Source organism: Pseudomonas fluorescens Q2-87 (assembly GCF_000281895.1).
In the GTDB taxonomy this organism is placed as follows: Bacteria; Pseudomonadota; Gammaproteobacteria; order Pseudomonadales; family Pseudomonadaceae; genus Aquipseudomonas; species Aquipseudomonas fluorescens_S.
This window is the reverse complement of the sequence record NZ_CM001558.1, coordinates 3,730,604-3,746,612: the sequence shown is the minus strand read 5'-3', so window position 1 is coordinate 3,746,612 and position 16,009 is coordinate 3,730,604. Positions and strand designations below refer to the sequence as shown.

Genomic DNA, 16,009 nt, shown 5'->3' with positions numbered 1-16,009 from the left:
TTTGATCATGACTGCCTTTTGCATGAATATCGCTCATGTTTGCAAGGCGATGCTGGCCCGGTAGAATCGCCGGATTATCGCTCTGGAACCCGAGACATGCCGTACCGCGTCTTATTCGGCAGTCTCCTGCTGTCGTTGTCTTTTAGCGCAGCCGCCGGGAATTCCACTCCGGCGATTTCCTATACCCGCGACATTCAGCCGATCTTCACGGAAAAATGCGTGGCGTGCCATGCCTGCTACGACTCTGCCTGCCAACTGAACCTGGGCAGCGGTGAAGGTGTGGCGCGGGGCGCGAGCAAGCTCTCGGTGTATGACGGCGAGCGGCGCGAGGCGGCCGCTCCGACCCGCTTGTTCTACGACGCCACCGGTCAGCGCGCCTGGCAACAGAAGGGCTTCTATTCGGTGCTCGACGCCCAAGGCAGCCAGGCGGCATTGATGGCGCGGATGTTGGAACTCGGACACCGTGCGCCGCTGCAGCCCAACGCCAAGTTGCCGGAAGACATCATGCTTGGGCTCAACCGTGACAACAGTTGCCCAATGCCAGGGCAATTCGATGAGTACGCTGTGGTGCACCCGAAAGAAGGCATGCCCCTGGCTGTCACGGGCCTAACCGATCAGCAATATCAGACCCTCCAGCGCTGGCTGGCTGCAGGCGCCCCCATCGATCAGCAAGCCCTGGCCCCGAGCGCCGCCGAAGCCTTGCAAGTGGTGCAATGGGAAAACCTGCTTAATGCGCCGGGTGCCCGGCAGAGCCTGGTGGGCCGCTGGTTATTCGAGCATTGGTTCCTGGCCCATATCTATTTCAAGGACGGCGAGCCAGGACATTTTTTCCAGTGGGTGCGTTCGCGCACGCCCACTGGCCAGCCCATCGACCTGATCAATACCCGCCGCCCCAACGACGACCCTGGCACGCGCATCTATTATCGGCTGTGGCCGGTACAAGGAGTGATTGTGCACAAGACCCACATCACTTACGGCTTGAGCGCGGCCAAGATGGCGCGGATCAAGAGCCTGTTCTACAGCGGCAACTGGCAGGTCGATGCATTGCCAGGCTACGGGCCGGAGCGGCGAGCGAACCCGTTCTCCACCTTCGAAGCGATCCCGGCCCAGGCCCGCTACCAGTTCATGCTCGACAATGCCGAGTATTTCGTGCGCACCTTCATCCGAGGGCCGGTGTGCCGGGGCCAGATCGCCACGGACGTGATCCGCGACAACTTCTGGGCGCTGTTCCAGGCCCCGGAACACGATCTGTACATCACCGACCCGAACTACCGAGGCCAGGCCACGCCGCTGCTGGCGATGCCGGGGCAGAACGATGATGTGGGCAGCGTTGTCAGCCTGTGGCTCGATTATCGGGACAAGCGCAACGCATACGAAGCCTTGCGCCGCGACAGCTATGCCGATGCGCCGGCCCCCAGTTGGTCGACGCTATGGGCTGGTAACGACAATGCGCTGCTGAGCATCTTCCGGCATTTCGATAGCGCCTCGGTGACCAAAGGCCTGATCGGAGAGGTGCCGCAAACGATGTGGTTGTTCGATTTTCCACTGTTGGAGCGTACTTATTATCAATTGGCGGTGAACTTCGATGTGTTCGGCAACGTGTCCCACCAAGCGCAGACCCGGTTGTATTTCGATTTGATCCGCAACGGTGCCGAGCAGAACTTCCTGCGCCTGATGCCCGCCGACTCCCGGGAAGGCTACCTCGACGACTGGTACCAGGCCGGCGGCAAAGTGAAAATGTGGCTCGACTACGAGGCCATCGACGATGACAAGCCGACCGCGCTCAAGCTTGACGAACACGACCCCAAGCGTGATTTCGCCCAGCAATTGCTGGCCCGTTATGGCGACTTGAATGCGCGCCCGGATCCGATCAACCGCTGCGACGGTGCTTATTGTTCGCGGCCCAACATCGATCCGATGCTGCAAAACGCCGAGCAGGCCCTCAGTCGCCTGGTGTCGCGTCCGGCGGCGGGGCTCAAGGTGATCGACCAACTGCCGGAAGCGACCCTGCTGCGCGTCGAGACTGCCGGCGGCCACCGTGAAATCTATAGCCTGCTGCGCAACCGTGCCCACAGCAACGTGGCGTTCCTGCTGGGCGAGGAAATGCGCTACCAGCCGGGGCTGGACACTCTGACGGTCTACCCGGGCGTGCTCAGCAGCTACCCCAATTTCATTTTCAATATTGCGGCGGGGCAAGTGCCGGCGTTCGTCGATGCCATGGAGAGCGCTCAGGATGCGCCGGCGTTCGAGCGGATTGTCGAGCGTTGGGGGATTCGTCGCAGCCATCCGCAGTTCTGGCAGTACTTTCATGATCTGAGCCAGTACATCCGGGAGACAGAGCCGCTGGAAGCCGGTGTGCTGGATATGAATCGTTATCAGAACCTCTGATCGGAAAGTCCGGCGGCGACCCTGCGCCGCCGTCGGCTGCTTTCCCGACAAAAATACTAGGACTTTGTCCGGCGCGATGATTGGCGTAAACTGCCGGCAAGCCTGCGAGGAGTTCCCATGACCGCCATTACGATTACCGATGCCGCCCACGATTACCTGGCCGACCTGCTGTCCAAGCAGAACACCCCGGGTATCGGGATCCGCATCTTCATCACCCAGCCCGGCACCCAATACGCCGAGACGTGCATTGCCTACTGCAAGCCGGGGGAAGAGAAACCCGAAGACACCGCGCTGGGGCTCAAGAGCTTCACCGCGTATATCGACTCGTTCAGCGAAGCGTTCCTGGACGATGCCGTCGTCGACTACGCCACCGACCGCATGGGCGGCCAGCTGACCATCAAGGCCCCGAACGCCAAGGTGCCGATGGTCAACGCCGACAGCCCGGTCAACGAGCGCATCAATTATTACCTGCAAACCGAAATCAACCCGGGGCTGGCCAGCCACGGCGGCCAGGTTTCGCTGATCGACGTGGTGGAAGACGGCATCGCCGTGCTCCAGTTCGGCGGCGGCTGCCAGGGCTGCGGCCAGGCCGACGTGACTCTCAAGGAAGGCATCGAGCGCACCTTGCTCGAACGCATCCCGGAGCTCAAGGGCGTGCGCGACGTGACCGACCATACGCAGAAAGAAAACGCCTACTACTGATAGGTGTTCGCTGTGGCGAGGGAGCTTGCTCCCGCTCGATTGCGAAGCAATCGCAAGGCAACCGATGTGCTTTTCGTGATGAGCGCGTGGGTTGCTGGGGGTCCGCTTTGCGGACCAGCGGGAGCAAGCTCCCTCGCCACAATTACTTGAGCATCCGTCAGATCGAGTCAGGGTCTGTAGAGATGCGCATGCCCGGCTCGGTACAGCGATGATTCGCTGAATACATCATTACCCAGTACACGCCCCACCAGGATCAACGCCGTTCGGCGAAACCCCTTGACCTGTACCTTCGCGGCAATATCAGCCAGCGTTCCCATCACCCAATCCTGATCGGGCCATGTCGCCCGGTGAATCACTGCAATCGGACAATCCACGCCGTAGTGGGGCAGCAATTCATCGACGATTTTTTCAAGATGATTGACCCCCAGGTGAATCGCCATGGTCGCCCCATGTTGCGCCAGACTGTTCAGTTCTTCTCCGACGGGCATCGCAGTCTTGTCGGCGTAGCGGGTGAGGATCAGGCTTTGGGAAATGTCCGGCAGGGTCAATTCCGCACCGAGCAGGGCGGCGCAGGCTGAGGTTGCGGTCACGCCCGGGATGATCTCGAAAGGGATATCCAGCTCCCGCAGGCAACGAATCTGCTCGCCGATGGCGCCGTACAGGCTCGGGTCGCCGGAATGCACCCGGGCCACGTCCAGGCCTTTGCGATGCGCGTTATTGATCAATTCGATAATTTGTTCCAGGTGCAGCTCGGCGCTGTTGATCACCTGTTCAGCGCAATGGCCCTCAAGCACGGCAGCCGGCACCAGGGAGCCGGCGTAGATAATCACCGAGCAGCTGCGAATCAGCCGCTGGCCTTTGACGGTAATCAGTTCCGGGTCGCCGGGGCCGGCGCCGATGAAGTAAACGGTCATGACCGGTTCCTGTAGCGGGTGATTGAGCATCGTTCAAATGAACAGCGCTCATGATCCTGAGGGACGAATTATCGGGAATTACCAGACTTGCGCCAATGCCAGCGTCACCTTAAGGGCTTTCTGTCGAGTAACCAGCAACGTTGCGGGCATCGCGCCCATCTGATCGGCCAGGGCCAGGGAGGCGCTTTCGGCGATGCCATGGCAGCCGGTGCGCTGGAAGGCGATCTCGGAGCGGTGACTGAGGCGCTCTTGATAGGCACTCAACTGCTCGACACTGAAACAAATCAGCGGCAGTGCCAGTTGGCTGGCCAATTCCAGCAGGGCCGGTTCGTCACGCTTGAGGTCGATACTGGCCAGGGCCTGCACCTGCGCCAGCGCAATGCCATGGGCCAGCAGCGTTTGGTCGAGCAATGCCCGCAGCGCACTGACCGGACTGCCGCGCTGGCAGCCCAGGCCGGCCACCAGCATTGGGCCGATGCTCATGCGTCGTGATGGGTTTGGCCGTGACGGCGGAACAGCCAGGCGCTGATAACGCCCAAGGCCAGCCAGAACGCGGCGTTGGTCACTTGCGAGGCGATCTTGAACTGACTTTCAAGGGCTTCGGGGGCGAGCGTCGAGTGGACTTCCGGCTGTGGTGCGCCGATGACATGGGGCACCAGCAATGTCGCCAGGCCCAGCAGCTTGAGCAGCCAGTGCCTGCCGAAGGCGATCAGGGCGATGCCCACTGCCGTAGACGCCGCGGTACCGATCCACCACATTTGCCGTTGGGCCAGGTCCGCCGCGGCGGTGCCGGGCAGTTCCGGTGGAAGACCAAGGGTTGGCGCCAGCACGAACGTGGCATAACCGGCCAGTCCCCAGAGCAAGCCTTGGGAGGTGCGAGTCGGCGCACGCAAGGTGTACAGGCCCGCCAGCATCAGCGCGAAACCCACCGCGACCACCAGGTTGCCGCCCGTGGTGGACAGCACGCGCTGCCAGCCGTCCTGCGGCTCCCAGGCCTCGGCATCATGGGTGTGGGCAGCGCCGTCGGCGTGTTCATGGACTTCGGCCGTCGGGGCCTTCTCAAAGGTCTCGGCCTGGAGAATCAGCGGCGATACCCAGAAACTTTGCAGCAGGGTCAGCAGCAGGGCGGCCAGCAATCCGCTGAAGCCTGCGGTCCGGGCGATACGCTTGATCATGTCGTCAGGCCTCAATGGCACGGAAAGGCGGCGCTGTGACGGGTGTCGTGGGCGGCGTTGTGCACGGCTTCGATATGGGAGAAACCAGCGAAATAGACCAGCCCGGCGCCCAGGATCGAAGCAAGGATCGCCGCACTCAGGCGTTGGCTCAGGGTAGTGGTGCTGCTGGTGGAGCGGGCGGTGCTGCTGATGATGGTCGACATGGCGCTTCCCTCTGTTCTCGTTCAGCGGGTGATTGGAGCGCAATGAAAACCCGGGCGATGAACACCCAGGGTTCGAACAGCGCCCGCCCACCGCGGGTTTGTTGATGCATGAGTCATGGGCCGGTCTCCGGGCTCGCGAGGGGCGGGGCTTGCGCCTGGCCTGCAAGCGTCTCCTTCCCATGTCCTGGGACACAGTGGTTCAGACGCTTCGCTCGCTTACCGTTGCGGGGGCAGCACCGGACTGACGTGGCCTTGGAGTAAAGCACACGATTCACCGGTTTCCCGTTTCACCCTGTGAAGGGCACCCGTAACAAGTGGTTTGTGTAGCGGGTTCTGTTAGCCCAACTTCGGCGCCAGAAATCCATATCCTGCGTTGCTGTTCCTCGCCATAGCGGGCTATGACTCGTCACAGCGCCTTGGCTATGGACTTCCGGCATCCGAATTTGAGCTAACAGAACCCGCTACGCAAACCATGCACAGGAGAGCATGGGCGAGGGCGGGGCGTCAATTGGCATGGGTTCACAGGCTCAAACCGAGTTGTGCCCTTCGCGAGCAAGCCCGCTCCCACATGGGATCGTTGCCGAATCCAAAATTTGAGGCCAACGTAGATCCAATGTGGGAGCGGGCTTGCTCGCGAAAGCGGCAGCACTGGCACCGAAGAACCCTCTGGAGATTGACCCGCACCCACACCCTGCGTAGCCTTGCGCCTTCGAGGTTCTTCGGCCTGCGCCGAAGCTAAGAAGGGAACGCGGTCCAAGCCGCGGCTGCCCCCGCAACTGTGAACGGTGAGGTTTCTGCAAGGCCACTGTGCTAGTCCTTTTCAAAAGGCGCACGGGAAGGCGCAGCGATTGCCAGTCGAACGACTGGCCCACCGTCAGCCAGGAGACCTGCCTCGAGACAGATTCTCACTACAACCGGGCGGGGTGATCCGGTGGCGAAATCTTCCGCGCACGCCTGTGCCAGCGGTTGTCGTCCCGTTTGCCCGCCACCTTGCCAAAGGGCATCCGATGAAAACACTGGCCAAGCTCCCCGTCACCATCGTTACCGGTTTCCTCGGCTCGGGTAAAACCACCTTGCTGCGGCACATGCTCGACAATGCCCAGGGCCGGCGTATCGCCGTCATCGTCAACGAATTCGGCGAGCTGGGCATCGACGGCGAGATCCTCAAGCAGTGCTCCATCGGTTGCACCGAAGAAGAGGCCAACGGTCGTGTCTACGAGCTGGCCAACGGTTGCCTGTGTTGCACGGTGCAGGAAGAGTTCTTCCCGGTGATGCGCGAGCTGGTAGCGCGGCGCGGCGACCTCGACCACATCCTGATCGAAACCTCCGGCCTGGCCCTGCCCAAGCCGCTGGTCCAGGCCTTCCAATGGCCGGAAATCCGTAGCGCCTGCACGGTCGATGCGGTGATCACCGTGGTCGACAGTCCGGCCGTGGCCGCCGGCACCTTCGCTGCGTTCCCCGACCAGGTCGATGCCCAGCGCAAACTCGATCCGAACCTGGACCATGAATCACCGCTGCATGAATTGTTCGCCGATCAGCTGGCGAGCGCCGACCTGGTGATCCTCAACAAAGCCGACCTGATCAGCCCTGAAGACCTGGCGAAAGTACGCCTGGAAGTCGCCGAAGAGCTGCCACCGGCGGTCAAGGTCATCGAAGCCAGCAGCGGTCGCCTGCCGCTGGACGTGCTGATCGGTCTGGGCGCCGGCTCCGAAGAACACATCGACGGTCGCCACAGCCATCACGATCATCACCATGACGGCGACGATGACGACCATGACCATGACCATGACGCTTTCGATTCGATTTCCATCGAACTGCCCCAGGCCGACGAAAGCCAGTTACTGGACGCGCTGACGCAACTGGTGGTCCAGCACGGCGTGTTGCGGGTCAAGGGTTTCGCGGCGATCCCGAACAAGCCGATGCGCCTGTTGATCCAGGGTGTCGGCACGCGCTTTGACAAGCATTTCGACCGTCAGTGGGGCGCCGAGGAAGCACGAGTGACCCGCCTGGTGCTGATCGGCCAGGCGCTGGACGCCGCGTTGCTTGAAGCGCAACTGCGCGCCGCCCTCAGCGCCTAAGCCATGCACCTGCTCAGGACCCAGCCCGGCGGTTTCGTGTCGGATGACAACATAGCCGACCTGGGGCAAACCCCCGCCGAGCTGGTGATCCTGTGCAGCGGCGATTCCAGCCTGGCGCTGCTGGCCGAGGCGGCCAAGCAGTTGCCTGGTGACTATCCGGAATTTCGCCTCGCCAACCCGATGCAAGTGCAAAACCACGCCTCGGTGGACCTGTACTTCGACGACGTGCTGCGTCATGCCAAGGTCATTCTGTTGTCACTGCATGGCGGCATCGGTTATTGGCGCTACGGCATTGAACGCCTGATGGAACTGGCCGGGCGTGGCGTGAAGCTGATCCTGATACCGGGGGACGATCGTCCCGACCCGGAACTCAGCGACCTGAGCAACGTGCCCTTCGAGGACCGCGACCGGCTCTGGCAGTTTCTGCGTCAGGGTGGGTTGGGCAATGCCCTGGACCTGTTTCACAATGTGGGCAGCCAATGGTTTGGCCGCGATTACGCCTGGGCCGAGCCGCAAACGCTGCCGCGCACAGCGATCTACCACCCGGGGAAAACCAACGCCAGCCTTGGCGATTGGCAAGCCGACTGGCAGGCCGAACAACCGGTGGCGGCGGTGCTGTTCTATCGCTCGCACTTGCAAGCGGCGAACACCGCGTTCGTCGATGTGTTCTGCCAGCGGCTGCAAGCGGCGGGGCTCAATCCGCTGCCGATTGCCGTGGCCAGCCTCAAGGAGCCCGGTTGCCTAGCCTTGGTCGAAGATTGGCTGGATGAAGTCGCAGCCGGGGTGATCCTCAACACCACCGGCTTCGCCCAGTCCAGCCCGGAAGCCCCGCACCTGCGGCCGTTTCGCCGCGACATCCCGGTGATCCAGGCGATCTGCGCCCAGGACAACGAACCGGGCTGGCGTGCCAGCGAACAAGGCTTGGGACCGCGGGACCTGGCGATGCACATTGCCTTGCCGGAGCTGGACGGGCGGATCATCAGTCGGCCCATCAGCTTCAAGGACCTGGCCTGGCGCAGCGAGCGCAGCCAGAGCGATGTGGTCTGCTACCGGGCCGTGCCGGAACGCATGGATTTTGTCGCCGAACTGGCGCGGCGCTGGACCACGTTGGCGCGTTTGCCCAACGCCGAAAAGCGTGTGGCGCTGATCCTCGCCAACTACCCGACCCGGGACGGGCGCATCGGCAACGGCGTTGGCCTGGATACCCCGGCGGCGGCGCTGAATATCCTGCGCGCCATGCAGACCGAGGGCTATCTACTGCCGGCTGAATTGCCTGGGAGCGGCACCGCGTTGATCCAGCAATTGCTCGGCGGGGTCAGCAACGACCTGGACAGCCTCGACCTGCGGCCGTGTCACCAGAGCCTGGCCCTGGAAGCCTACCAGGCCATGTTCGACGCGCTGCCCGAGGGCAACCGCCAAGCGGTGCTCGAACGCTGGGGGGGGGCCGAGAAAGATCCCATGTTCCGTGACGGCCGCCTGATGGTCGCCGGCCTGCGCCTGGGCCTGACATTCGTCGGGATCCAGCCGGCCCGGGGTTATCAAGTCGATCCGAGTGCGGTGTACCACGACCCGGACCTGGTCCCGCCCCACGGTTATCTGGCGTTCTATTTCTGGTTGCGCAACACCTATGGCGCCCATGCAGTCATCCACGTCGGCAAGCATGGCAACCTCGAATGGCTGCCGGGCAAGGGCGTCGGGCTGTCGGAAAATTGCTGGCCGGACGCGCTGCTGGGACCGCTGCCGAACATCTATCCGTTCATCGTCAACGACCCGGGCGAGGGCGCCCAGGCCAAGCGCCGCACCCAGGCGGTGATTATCGACCACCTGATGCCGCCGCTGACCCGCGCCGAAACCTACGGGCCGCTGCGTAACCTCGAACTGTTGGCGGACGAATATTACGAGGCGCAATTGCTCGATCCGCGCCGTGCCCGAGAGCTGCAACGGGACATCCTCAACCTGGTGCGCGAGACGCACATCGACCGCGAGTTGCAACTCGACGCCGCCCTCAATAGCGACGCCGACGCGGCGATCTGGCTGCCGCGCCTGGACACCTACCTGTGCGATTTGAAGGAGTCGCAGATCCGCGATGGCCTGCACATTTTCGGCGAATCGCCCAACGGACGGCTGCGCATCGACACCTTGCTGGCGTTGTTGCGCATTCCCCGTGGCGATGGCAAGGGCGCGCAATCGAGCCTGCTGCGAGCGTTGGCCAAGGCGTTCGGGCTGGGTTTCGATCCGCTGGATTGCGCATTGGCCGAACCTTGGGCCGCAGACTGTCCCGAGGCCTTGCGCCGAATCAGCGACGAGCCTTGGCGCACTGCCGGCGATACCCGCGAGCGTCTGGAGTTGTTCGCCGCGCGGTTGATCGAGCAAGCGCTCAGCGATGAGGTGCCGCAACTTGACGCGCCGGGCTGGGAGACGGTGGGCAGCATCATCGACAACCTGCGCACCGTCGTGGCGCCGCGCTTGGACGCCTGTGGTCCGGCTGAGATGCGCGGCTTGCTCGATGCGCTGGGCGGGCGCTTCGTGCCGGCTGGCCCCAGTGGCGCGCCGAGCCGCGGGCGCCTGGATGTGCTGCCCACCGGACGCAATTTTTTCTCGGTGGACGTGCGCAACCTGCCCACCACCACGGCGTGGCGCATCGGTTTTCAATCGGCGAACCTGATCCTCGAGCGGCACTTGCAGGACCACGGCGATCACCTGCGCCAGCTCGGCCTGTCAGTCTGGGGCACCGCCACCATGCGCACCGGCGGCGATGATATTGCCCAGGCGATGGCACTGATGGGCGTGCGTCCGGTATGGGCCACGGGCAGCCAGCGGGTCGACGATTTCGAGATCCTGCCGTTGAGCCTGCTGGACCGGCCGCGGGTCGATGTCACGTTGCGGGTATCCGGGTTCTTCCGGGATGCCTTCGCCAACCTGATCCGGCTGTTCGATGCTGCCGTGCAGGCCGTCGCCGATTTGCAGGAACCGGACGACATGAATCCCTTGGCGGCGAAGGTGCGTGGCGAACGCGAAGCGCTGCTGGCGTCGGGCCTGGAGCCGGAAGCCGCTGCGCGACAGGCCGGCTGGCGGATTTTCGGTGCCAAGCCGGGCGCCTATGGCGCAGGCGTGCAGGGCGCGATCGACGGCCGCCTCTGGCAGAGTCGCGAAGACCTGGCCGAGGTGTACCTGAACTGGGGCGGCTACGCTTACGGCGGCAGCGATGAAGGCACCGCCGCACGAGAGCAGTTTTCCCGGCGCCTGAGCCAGGTGCAAGCGGTGGTGCAGAATCAGGATAATCGCGAGCACGACTTGCTCGATTCCAATGATTACTACCAATTCCAGGGCGGTATGCTGGCGGCGGTAGAGACCCTCAGCGGTGAAGCAGCGGCCAGTTACCATGGCGATCACAGCCAGCCGGACCTGCCGAAAATCCGCAGCCTGAAAGAAGAGCTCAATCGCGTTATCCGTGCCCGAGCGGCCAATCCGAAGTGGATTGAGGGCGTGAAGCGTCATGGCTACAAAGGCGCGTTCGAACTGGCGGCGACGGTGGACAATCTGTTCGCCTTCGACGCGACCACGCAGTTGATCGACGATCATCAGTACGCCTTGCTGGCCGATGCGTACCTGCTCGATGCGGATACTCGCGAGTTCGTCCGCCAGCACAACCCCGACGCCCTGCGGGACATGACCGAACGCATGCTCGAAGCGCAGCAGCGAGGGATGTGGCAGGCGCCGGGTGAGTATCGCGAGGCGTTGGAGAATTTGTTGTTGGACATCGAAGAGGATGGTTGAAATGCGGACAGGAGCCGTGCACTTGTGGCGAGGGAGCTTGCTCCCGCTCGGCTGCGCAGCAGTCGTCATTCTGAAGGGGCACTGGGACCTCAAGTTCTGGGGGCCGCTTCGCGCCCCAGCGGGAGCAAGCTCCCTCGCCACCGGGGAACCTCGCACATTCATTAGGCATTCGACATGACCCACACCCCCCATTTCCCCCTCTCCGCCGTGGTCGGCGCCGATGACTTGAAGCTCGCCCTGTGCCTGGCCGCGATCGATCCGAAAATCGGCGGTGTGCTGATCGAAGGTCCGCGCGGTATGGCCAAGTCGACGTTGGCTCGAGGCCTGGCGGATCTCTTGGCCAGCGGTCAGTTCGTTACCTTGCCCCTGGGCGCCACCGAAGAACGCCTGGTGGGCACCCTCGACCTGGACGCTGCCTTGGGGGAAGGGCGCGCGCAGTTCTCTCCCGGCGTGCTGGCCAAGGCCGACGGCGGCGTGTTGTACGTCGATGAAGTGAACCTGTTGCCCGATCATCTGGTGGACCTGCTGCTGGACGTGGCCGCCAGCGGCACCAACCTGATCGAGCGTGACGGCATTTCCCACCGGCATCCGGCGCGCTTTGTACTGATCGGCACCATGAACCCGGAAGAGGGCGAGCTGCGCCCGCAGTTGCTTGACCGTTTCGGTTTGAACGTGGCCCTCGACGGCCACACTGCGCCGCTTGAACGCGGGCAGATCATCCGCCGACGGTTGGATTTCGACAGCGATCCGATGGCGTTTTGCGTGGAGTGGGAAACGGCCCAGCAGCAGTTGCGCGAGCGCTGCCAACAGGCCCGCAACCGCTTGGCCGCAATTGCCCTGGACGATTCGACCCTGGCGCACATTACCGAGCGCTGCTTTGCCGCCGGCGTCGATGGCTTGCGTGCCGACTTGGTCTGGCTGCGAGCGGCCCGAGCCCATGCCGCGTGGCGCGGTGCGCAATCCATCGCCGCTGAAGACATCGATGCGGTCGCCGAGTTTGCCTTGCGTCACCGACGCCGCGGGCATACTGCGCCGGCACCGTCCCAGGCACCGCAGGCGGGTGCCAATGAAACCAGTCGGCCCGATGAAGGCCAAGGCCAGTGGGGCGATTTGCCGGCCCGGGCATTGCCGACCGGCGCCCGACGTGAAGTGCCGAGCTGGCCAAAAAAGCCCTAGGCATTCGCCCTCGTTCAGTTGCGGGGGCGAATGCCAGACCCCGCGCCGGACGCCTCGATCAGGGCCGCCAGGGCCGCAGCAAAGCCGCCGCCAGCGGTGCGGTGAATTGGCCGGGCACGTTGCTCAAGGGGCGTCCACGCCTGCATGAGGACCTGCGGTTTCACAATCGCTGTCGCTCCCCCCATGAGCTGTGGCTGGTGATCGTCGACGCCTCGGCCTCGACCCGGCGTCATCAAGCCTTGAGTGAGGGCAAGGGCCTGCTGGCGCAATTGTTCGACGACGCCTACCGGCAACGGGCCCGCTTGGCGCTGTTGACGGCCAGCGGCACGCTCCCGAACTGGCAGGTACAAGGGCTCAAGGCTTCTGCCGGGCTGCGGGATTGGCTGGATGGGCTCGGTGCCGGTGGCGGTACGCCGTTGCTCGCAGCGCTGAGTGAGGCCGGGCGCTGGTTGACGGCCCGGCGCAAGCGCTTCCCGGTGGAGCAGCAGCGGGTATTGGTGATGACTGATGGGCGGGTGAAAGAGGGACGGGCTCTGCCATCCCTGGATTGCCCGTGCCTGTTGATCGACATCGAGCGCGGCCCGATCCGCCTGGGCCGGGCGCGGCAGTTGGCGGGGCAGCTGCAGGCGGAGTATTGGCATATTGATCAAATGTAATAGTTTTGAATGTGCGGCGTCTGGAAGGACCTCTTCGCGAGCAAGCCCGCTCCCACACGTGTTATGAGGCGTCCACTGAATTTGTGTCGCAGCGGATCTCATGTGGGAGCGGGCTTGCTCGCGAAGGCATCACCTCGGTCCCGCATCTGCCCACTTGTTCGGCATCACTGCTCTATGCTCAGGCAGCCCCTCACAGGAGTGAACCATGCGCGTACTCGTCACCAACGCCCAAGACGATTTTCGGGTCAAGGCCTATGCCGGCACCAATGGCGTGCTGCTCGCCATGGACCTGGCCGAGTCCCGGCGCAAGGGCCTGCTGGGTTTCGCCATCGAGAAGCAACAGGGCGACAAACCCTGGCTGTTCCTCTTCAACAGCCTGACCTTTCCCGACAAGGCCCACACCTTTCCCCAGTTCCACGCCACACCCAGCGACAAGGCGCCCTTGCAGAAATTTCGTTGGGCCGATTACGCCGTGAACCCCGGCATAACGATGCACTACCGCGTACACCTGGCCTACGGCAGCCCTGATGCGCCGCAGTTGGGTGAGTCATTGGAGGTCACGGTTACCAGTGATGACGGACAGCCGGCCAGCCAGCGGGTGATCTTCAATCGAGCCGTCGCTGCCAGCCAGGCTTTCCAGCGCAAGTTTCCTGAAGTGGATGCGTTGATAAGCGCCAACAAAAACCTCTCCATCGATGACTGGCCCGACGCCCCGCGTCGCTGGCTGGAAAATGGCTTGCTGGGGCGTTTGATCGGCTTCATCGATCGGGCGCTGGACGCCACCTGGGCTCTGGACGTCGCCATCTATGAATACGAATTGCCGGTGATTATCGACGCAGTCAACGCCGCTCATGCGCGCGGCGCACAGGTCCGCGTGCTCTACCATGCCGAGCCGGGCGACGACACCACGCTGCGCAACGAAGCCAGCCTCGAAAAACTGCCGGCGGCCAACCAGCGTGGGCGGGTCACCCACAACATTTTCCACGACAAATTCATCGTGCTGAGCAAGGTCGATGGCAGTGGCGCGTTACAACCGCAGGCGGTGCTGTGCGGCAGTACCAACTTCACCGCCAACGGTGTTTACCGCCAAGCCAACGTTGTCCACGTGCTGGACGATCCGCAGGTCAGCGATAGCTATCGCCAAGTGTTCGAGCAAATCTGGGCCGCACCACAAGACGTCGATGGCATTCGCCAATGGCTGACCCTGAACAACCCCATGGCACCGACGAAAGCCCTGTTTGCCGGGTTCTCGCCGCGTACCGGGGAGGGCGACCTGGACCGCTTCGTCGAGATCATCAACGCAGCTCGAAAGGACCTGTTGTTCGTCACTGCATTCGTCTTGCCCGACCGGATCCTCGATGCCGTGCTCGGGCAACCCAATGACGACGTGCTGCGCTACGGCCTGCAAAACACCAAGAGCCGCATCACCGGCTTCCATGCCGACCGCACCGCCGAATTCGCGGCCACCGCGCTGCTCAACACCGGCCTGGAAGGTTGGCTCAAGGAAAACATGAAAGGCCAGAAGGGCAACCTGCTGGTGCATACCAAGGCCATCGTCACGGACTTCACCAGCGACACACCGACCATCATCAGCGGCAGTCATAACCTGAGCGCCGCCGCCAGCAGCGGCAACGATGAAAACTACCTCATCATCCAGGGCGACACCGACCTGGCCGACCGCTACGGGCTGGAACTGCTGCGTTTCTATGAGCACTACCGCTTCCGCTACTTCGCGAAAAAACTCGCGCTCAAACAGGTCAAGCCCCTGGCGGTGGATGACAGCTGGAGCGACGACTATTACCGCGAGGGGGATTTGCGGATGTTGTCCAGGGTTAGGTTTTGCGGGCGCTGAGGAGTGGTAAGGGGTGTTTCGGAGTGCTATTTTTAGCACTATTAAAAGTATTCAAGGTTTATTCCATGACACATATCGTGCTTTCTCAAGTTGTAGCAAGCATTTCTGAGCTCAAGAAAAATCCGATGGGCACCGTTGCCGCTGGTGGAGGATTGTCCGTAGCGATCCTCAACCGCAATGAGCCGGCTTTCTATTGCGTCCCTGCCAAAGAATATGAAGCAATGATGGACCGGCTTGAAGATATGGAATTGGTCGCTCTCTGCCGCGAGCGTGAAAATGATCCAACGATCAAGGTTTCCCTTGATGACCTATGAGTTGGAGTTTTCTGATAAAGCATGGAAGGAATGGCAAAAGCTGGGAGCTACTCTGAGAGAGCAGTTCAAAAAGAAGCTTGAAGAGCGACTGGTGAACCCGCATGTCCACGCCGACCGCCTACATGGGTTGGGCAATGCCTATAAAATCAAGCTGCGCAATGCTGGGTATCGATTGGTTTATCGTGTGGTCGATGAGGTGCTGGTCGTCACGGTGATCGCGGTGGGTAAACGGGAGCGCGGGCAGGTCTATGATGAGGCAGCCAAGCGGTAATTCCCATTTTCCGGCTATGTTTGCAAAACTTGCCTGGTGATATCATGAGGCCACCTATCAGCCGGGAAGCTGTCATGAGCCTCTGTCACGGAATGTTCGCTCCACTTCGCATCAGCGTCGCAATTTTGCTTTTGGTCTTGTCGACTTCAGCCATCGCCGCCAATCAACCGTGTTCCGGGCGCAAGGGCGGTATTGCCGGGTGTGACGGCGATACCTTCCTGTGCAATGACGGCTCCATCAGTGCTTCGAAGAAATCCTGTTCTGCCGTGCTGGGGCTGCGCAATGAGGCTCGGCCGCAGTCGTTACTCAAATCTTCCGACGGTTGCCAGTGCGGCAGCGGCGATTACTGCGTCGGCCCCCGGGGTGGGGTTTATTGCCTCACGCCGGGCGGCAGCAAGAGTTACAAGCGTAAATAGCGCACACACTTTCAGAACCACCGCCGAACAAACTGTGGGAGCGGGCTTGCTCGCGAATGCGGTATTTCATTAACAGCATTATCGACT

The 16,009-nt window shown here is 62.5% G+C and carries 14 protein-coding genes and 2 riboswitches; of the genes, 10 read left to right on the top strand and 4 right to left on the bottom strand.

The annotated features are described in order from the left end of the window. Positions 1-96: 96 nt before the first annotated feature. Positions 97-2,388, top strand: a complete 2,292-nt coding sequence (locus PFLQ2_RS11310) for a fatty acid cis/trans isomerase (RefSeq protein ID WP_003182851.1) — start codon at positions 97-99, stop codon at positions 2,386-2,388. Positions 2,389-2,505: 117 nt separating this feature from the next. Next, a complete protein-coding gene (gene nfuA, locus PFLQ2_RS11315) occupies positions 2,506-3,090 on the top strand; it encodes a Fe-S biogenesis protein NfuA (RefSeq protein ID WP_003182850.1) in 585 nt (194 codons plus the stop codon). 167 nt (positions 3,091-3,257) lie between these two features. Here nfuA and cobM read toward each other — a convergent pair whose 3' ends face one another. The 4 genes from cobM to PFLQ2_RS11335 all read right to left on the bottom strand — a co-directional run bounded on the left by cobM (position 3,258) and on the right by PFLQ2_RS11335 (position 5,382). Continuing rightward, complete coding sequence (cobM, locus tag PFLQ2_RS11320; RefSeq protein WP_003182848.1) at positions 3,258-4,004, bottom strand: precorrin-4 C(11)-methyltransferase; 747 nt, start codon at positions 4,002-4,004, stop codon at positions 3,258-3,260. Positions 4,005-4,082: 78 nt separating this feature from the next. Beyond that, positions 4,083-4,487 (bottom strand): cobalamin biosynthesis protein, encoded by a 405-nt coding sequence (locus tag PFLQ2_RS11325; protein WP_003182845.1) that lies wholly within the window; start codon positions 4,485-4,487, stop codon positions 4,083-4,085. Further along, positions 4,484-5,179, bottom strand: coding sequence for a CbtA family protein (locus PFLQ2_RS11330; protein ID WP_003182843.1), 696 nt, complete (start codon positions 5,177-5,179; stop codon positions 4,484-4,486). Before PFLQ2_RS11330 ends, PFLQ2_RS11325 begins: the two co-directional genes overlap by 4 nt. A gap of 11 nt (positions 5,180-5,190) precedes the next feature. Next, positions 5,191-5,382 carry a CbtB domain-containing protein gene (locus PFLQ2_RS11335; protein ID WP_003182840.1) on the bottom strand — a complete coding sequence of 64 codons (192 nt, stop codon included), beginning with the start codon at positions 5,380-5,382 and terminating at the stop codon, positions 5,191-5,193. Between the two features lie 101 nt (positions 5,383-5,483). Then, a riboswitch (cobalamin riboswitch) is annotated at positions 5,484-5,706 on the bottom strand. Between the two features lie 371 nt (positions 5,707-6,077). Continuing rightward, a riboswitch (cobalamin riboswitch) is annotated at positions 6,078-6,291 on the top strand. 98 nt (positions 6,292-6,389) lie between these two features. Here PFLQ2_RS11335 and cobW point away from each other — a divergent pair. From cobW to PFLQ2_RS11375, 8 genes are all read left to right on the top strand, one after another. Further along, a complete protein-coding gene (cobW, locus tag PFLQ2_RS11340; RefSeq protein WP_003182838.1) occupies positions 6,390-7,460 on the top strand; it encodes a cobalamin biosynthesis protein CobW in 1,071 nt (356 codons plus the stop codon). Positions 7,461-7,463: 3 nt separating this feature from the next. After that, the gene (gene cobN, locus PFLQ2_RS11345; protein WP_003182836.1) at positions 7,464-11,237 is read left to right on the top strand and encodes a cobaltochelatase subunit CobN; all 3,774 of its coding nucleotides are present in this window, start codon (positions 7,464-7,466) and stop codon (positions 11,235-11,237) included. Between the two features lie 174 nt (positions 11,238-11,411). Continuing rightward, a complete protein-coding gene (locus PFLQ2_RS11350; RefSeq protein ID WP_003182835.1) occupies positions 11,412-12,413 on the top strand; it encodes an ATP-binding protein in 1,002 nt (333 codons plus the stop codon). Between the two features lie 101 nt (positions 12,414-12,514). Next, complete coding sequence (locus tag PFLQ2_RS11355) at positions 12,515-13,069, top strand: vWA domain-containing protein (RefSeq protein ID WP_033046120.1); 555 nt, start codon at positions 12,515-12,517, stop codon at positions 13,067-13,069. Between the two features lie 205 nt (positions 13,070-13,274). Further along, complete coding sequence (locus PFLQ2_RS11360) at positions 13,275-14,921, top strand: phospholipase D-like domain-containing protein (protein ID WP_003182831.1); 1,647 nt, start codon at positions 13,275-13,277, stop codon at positions 14,919-14,921. A 65-nt stretch (positions 14,922-14,986) separates the two neighbouring features. Further along, positions 14,987-15,235 carry a type II toxin-antitoxin system Phd/YefM family antitoxin gene (locus PFLQ2_RS11365; protein WP_003182829.1) on the top strand — a complete coding sequence of 83 codons (249 nt, stop codon included), beginning with the start codon at positions 14,987-14,989 and terminating at the stop codon, positions 15,233-15,235. Then, positions 15,225-15,506, top strand: a complete 282-nt coding sequence (locus PFLQ2_RS11370; protein ID WP_003182826.1) for a type II toxin-antitoxin system RelE family toxin — start codon at positions 15,225-15,227, stop codon at positions 15,504-15,506. Before PFLQ2_RS11365 ends, PFLQ2_RS11370 begins: the two co-directional genes overlap by 11 nt. A gap of 74 nt (positions 15,507-15,580) precedes the next feature. Continuing rightward, a complete protein-coding gene (locus PFLQ2_RS11375; RefSeq protein ID WP_050551579.1) occupies positions 15,581-15,922 on the top strand; it encodes a hypothetical protein in 342 nt (113 codons plus the stop codon). Positions 15,923-16,009: the final 87 nt, after the last annotated feature.

Bases quoted from the DNA above. Each gene is read 5' to 3' on its own strand.
- PFLQ2_RS11310 (WP_003182851.1), top strand. From the start codon at position 97: ATGCCGTACCGCGTCTTATTCGGCAGTCTCCTGCTGTCGTTGTCTTTT.
- nfuA (WP_003182850.1), top strand. From the start codon at position 2,506: ATGACCGCCATTACGATTACCGATGCCGCCCACGATTACCTGGCCGAC.
- cobM (WP_003182848.1), bottom strand. From the start codon at position 4,004: ATGACCGTTTACTTCATCGGCGCCGGCCCCGGCGACCCGGAACTGATT.
- PFLQ2_RS11325 (WP_003182845.1), bottom strand. From the start codon at position 4,487: ATGAGCATCGGCCCAATGCTGGTGGCCGGCCTGGGCTGCCAGCGCGGC.
- PFLQ2_RS11330 (WP_003182843.1), bottom strand. From the start codon at position 5,179: ATGATCAAGCGTATCGCCCGGACCGCAGGCTTCAGCGGATTGCTGGCC.
- PFLQ2_RS11335 (WP_003182840.1), bottom strand. From the start codon at position 5,382: ATGTCGACCATCATCAGCAGCACCGCCCGCTCCACCAGCAGCACCACT.
- cobW (WP_003182838.1), top strand. From the start codon at position 6,390: ATGAAAACACTGGCCAAGCTCCCCGTCACCATCGTTACCGGTTTCCTC.
- cobN (WP_003182836.1), top strand. From the start codon at position 7,464: ATGCACCTGCTCAGGACCCAGCCCGGCGGTTTCGTGTCGGATGACAAC.
- PFLQ2_RS11350 (WP_003182835.1), top strand. From the start codon at position 11,412: ATGACCCACACCCCCCATTTCCCCCTCTCCGCCGTGGTCGGCGCCGAT.
- PFLQ2_RS11360 (WP_003182831.1), top strand. From the start codon at position 13,275: ATGCGCGTACTCGTCACCAACGCCCAAGACGATTTTCGGGTCAAGGCC.
- PFLQ2_RS11365 (WP_003182829.1), top strand. From the start codon at position 14,987: ATGACACATATCGTGCTTTCTCAAGTTGTAGCAAGCATTTCTGAGCTC.
- PFLQ2_RS11370 (WP_003182826.1), top strand. From the start codon at position 15,225: ATGACCTATGAGTTGGAGTTTTCTGATAAAGCATGGAAGGAATGGCAA.
- PFLQ2_RS11375 (WP_050551579.1), top strand. From the start codon at position 15,581: ATGAGCCTCTGTCACGGAATGTTCGCTCCACTTCGCATCAGCGTCGCA.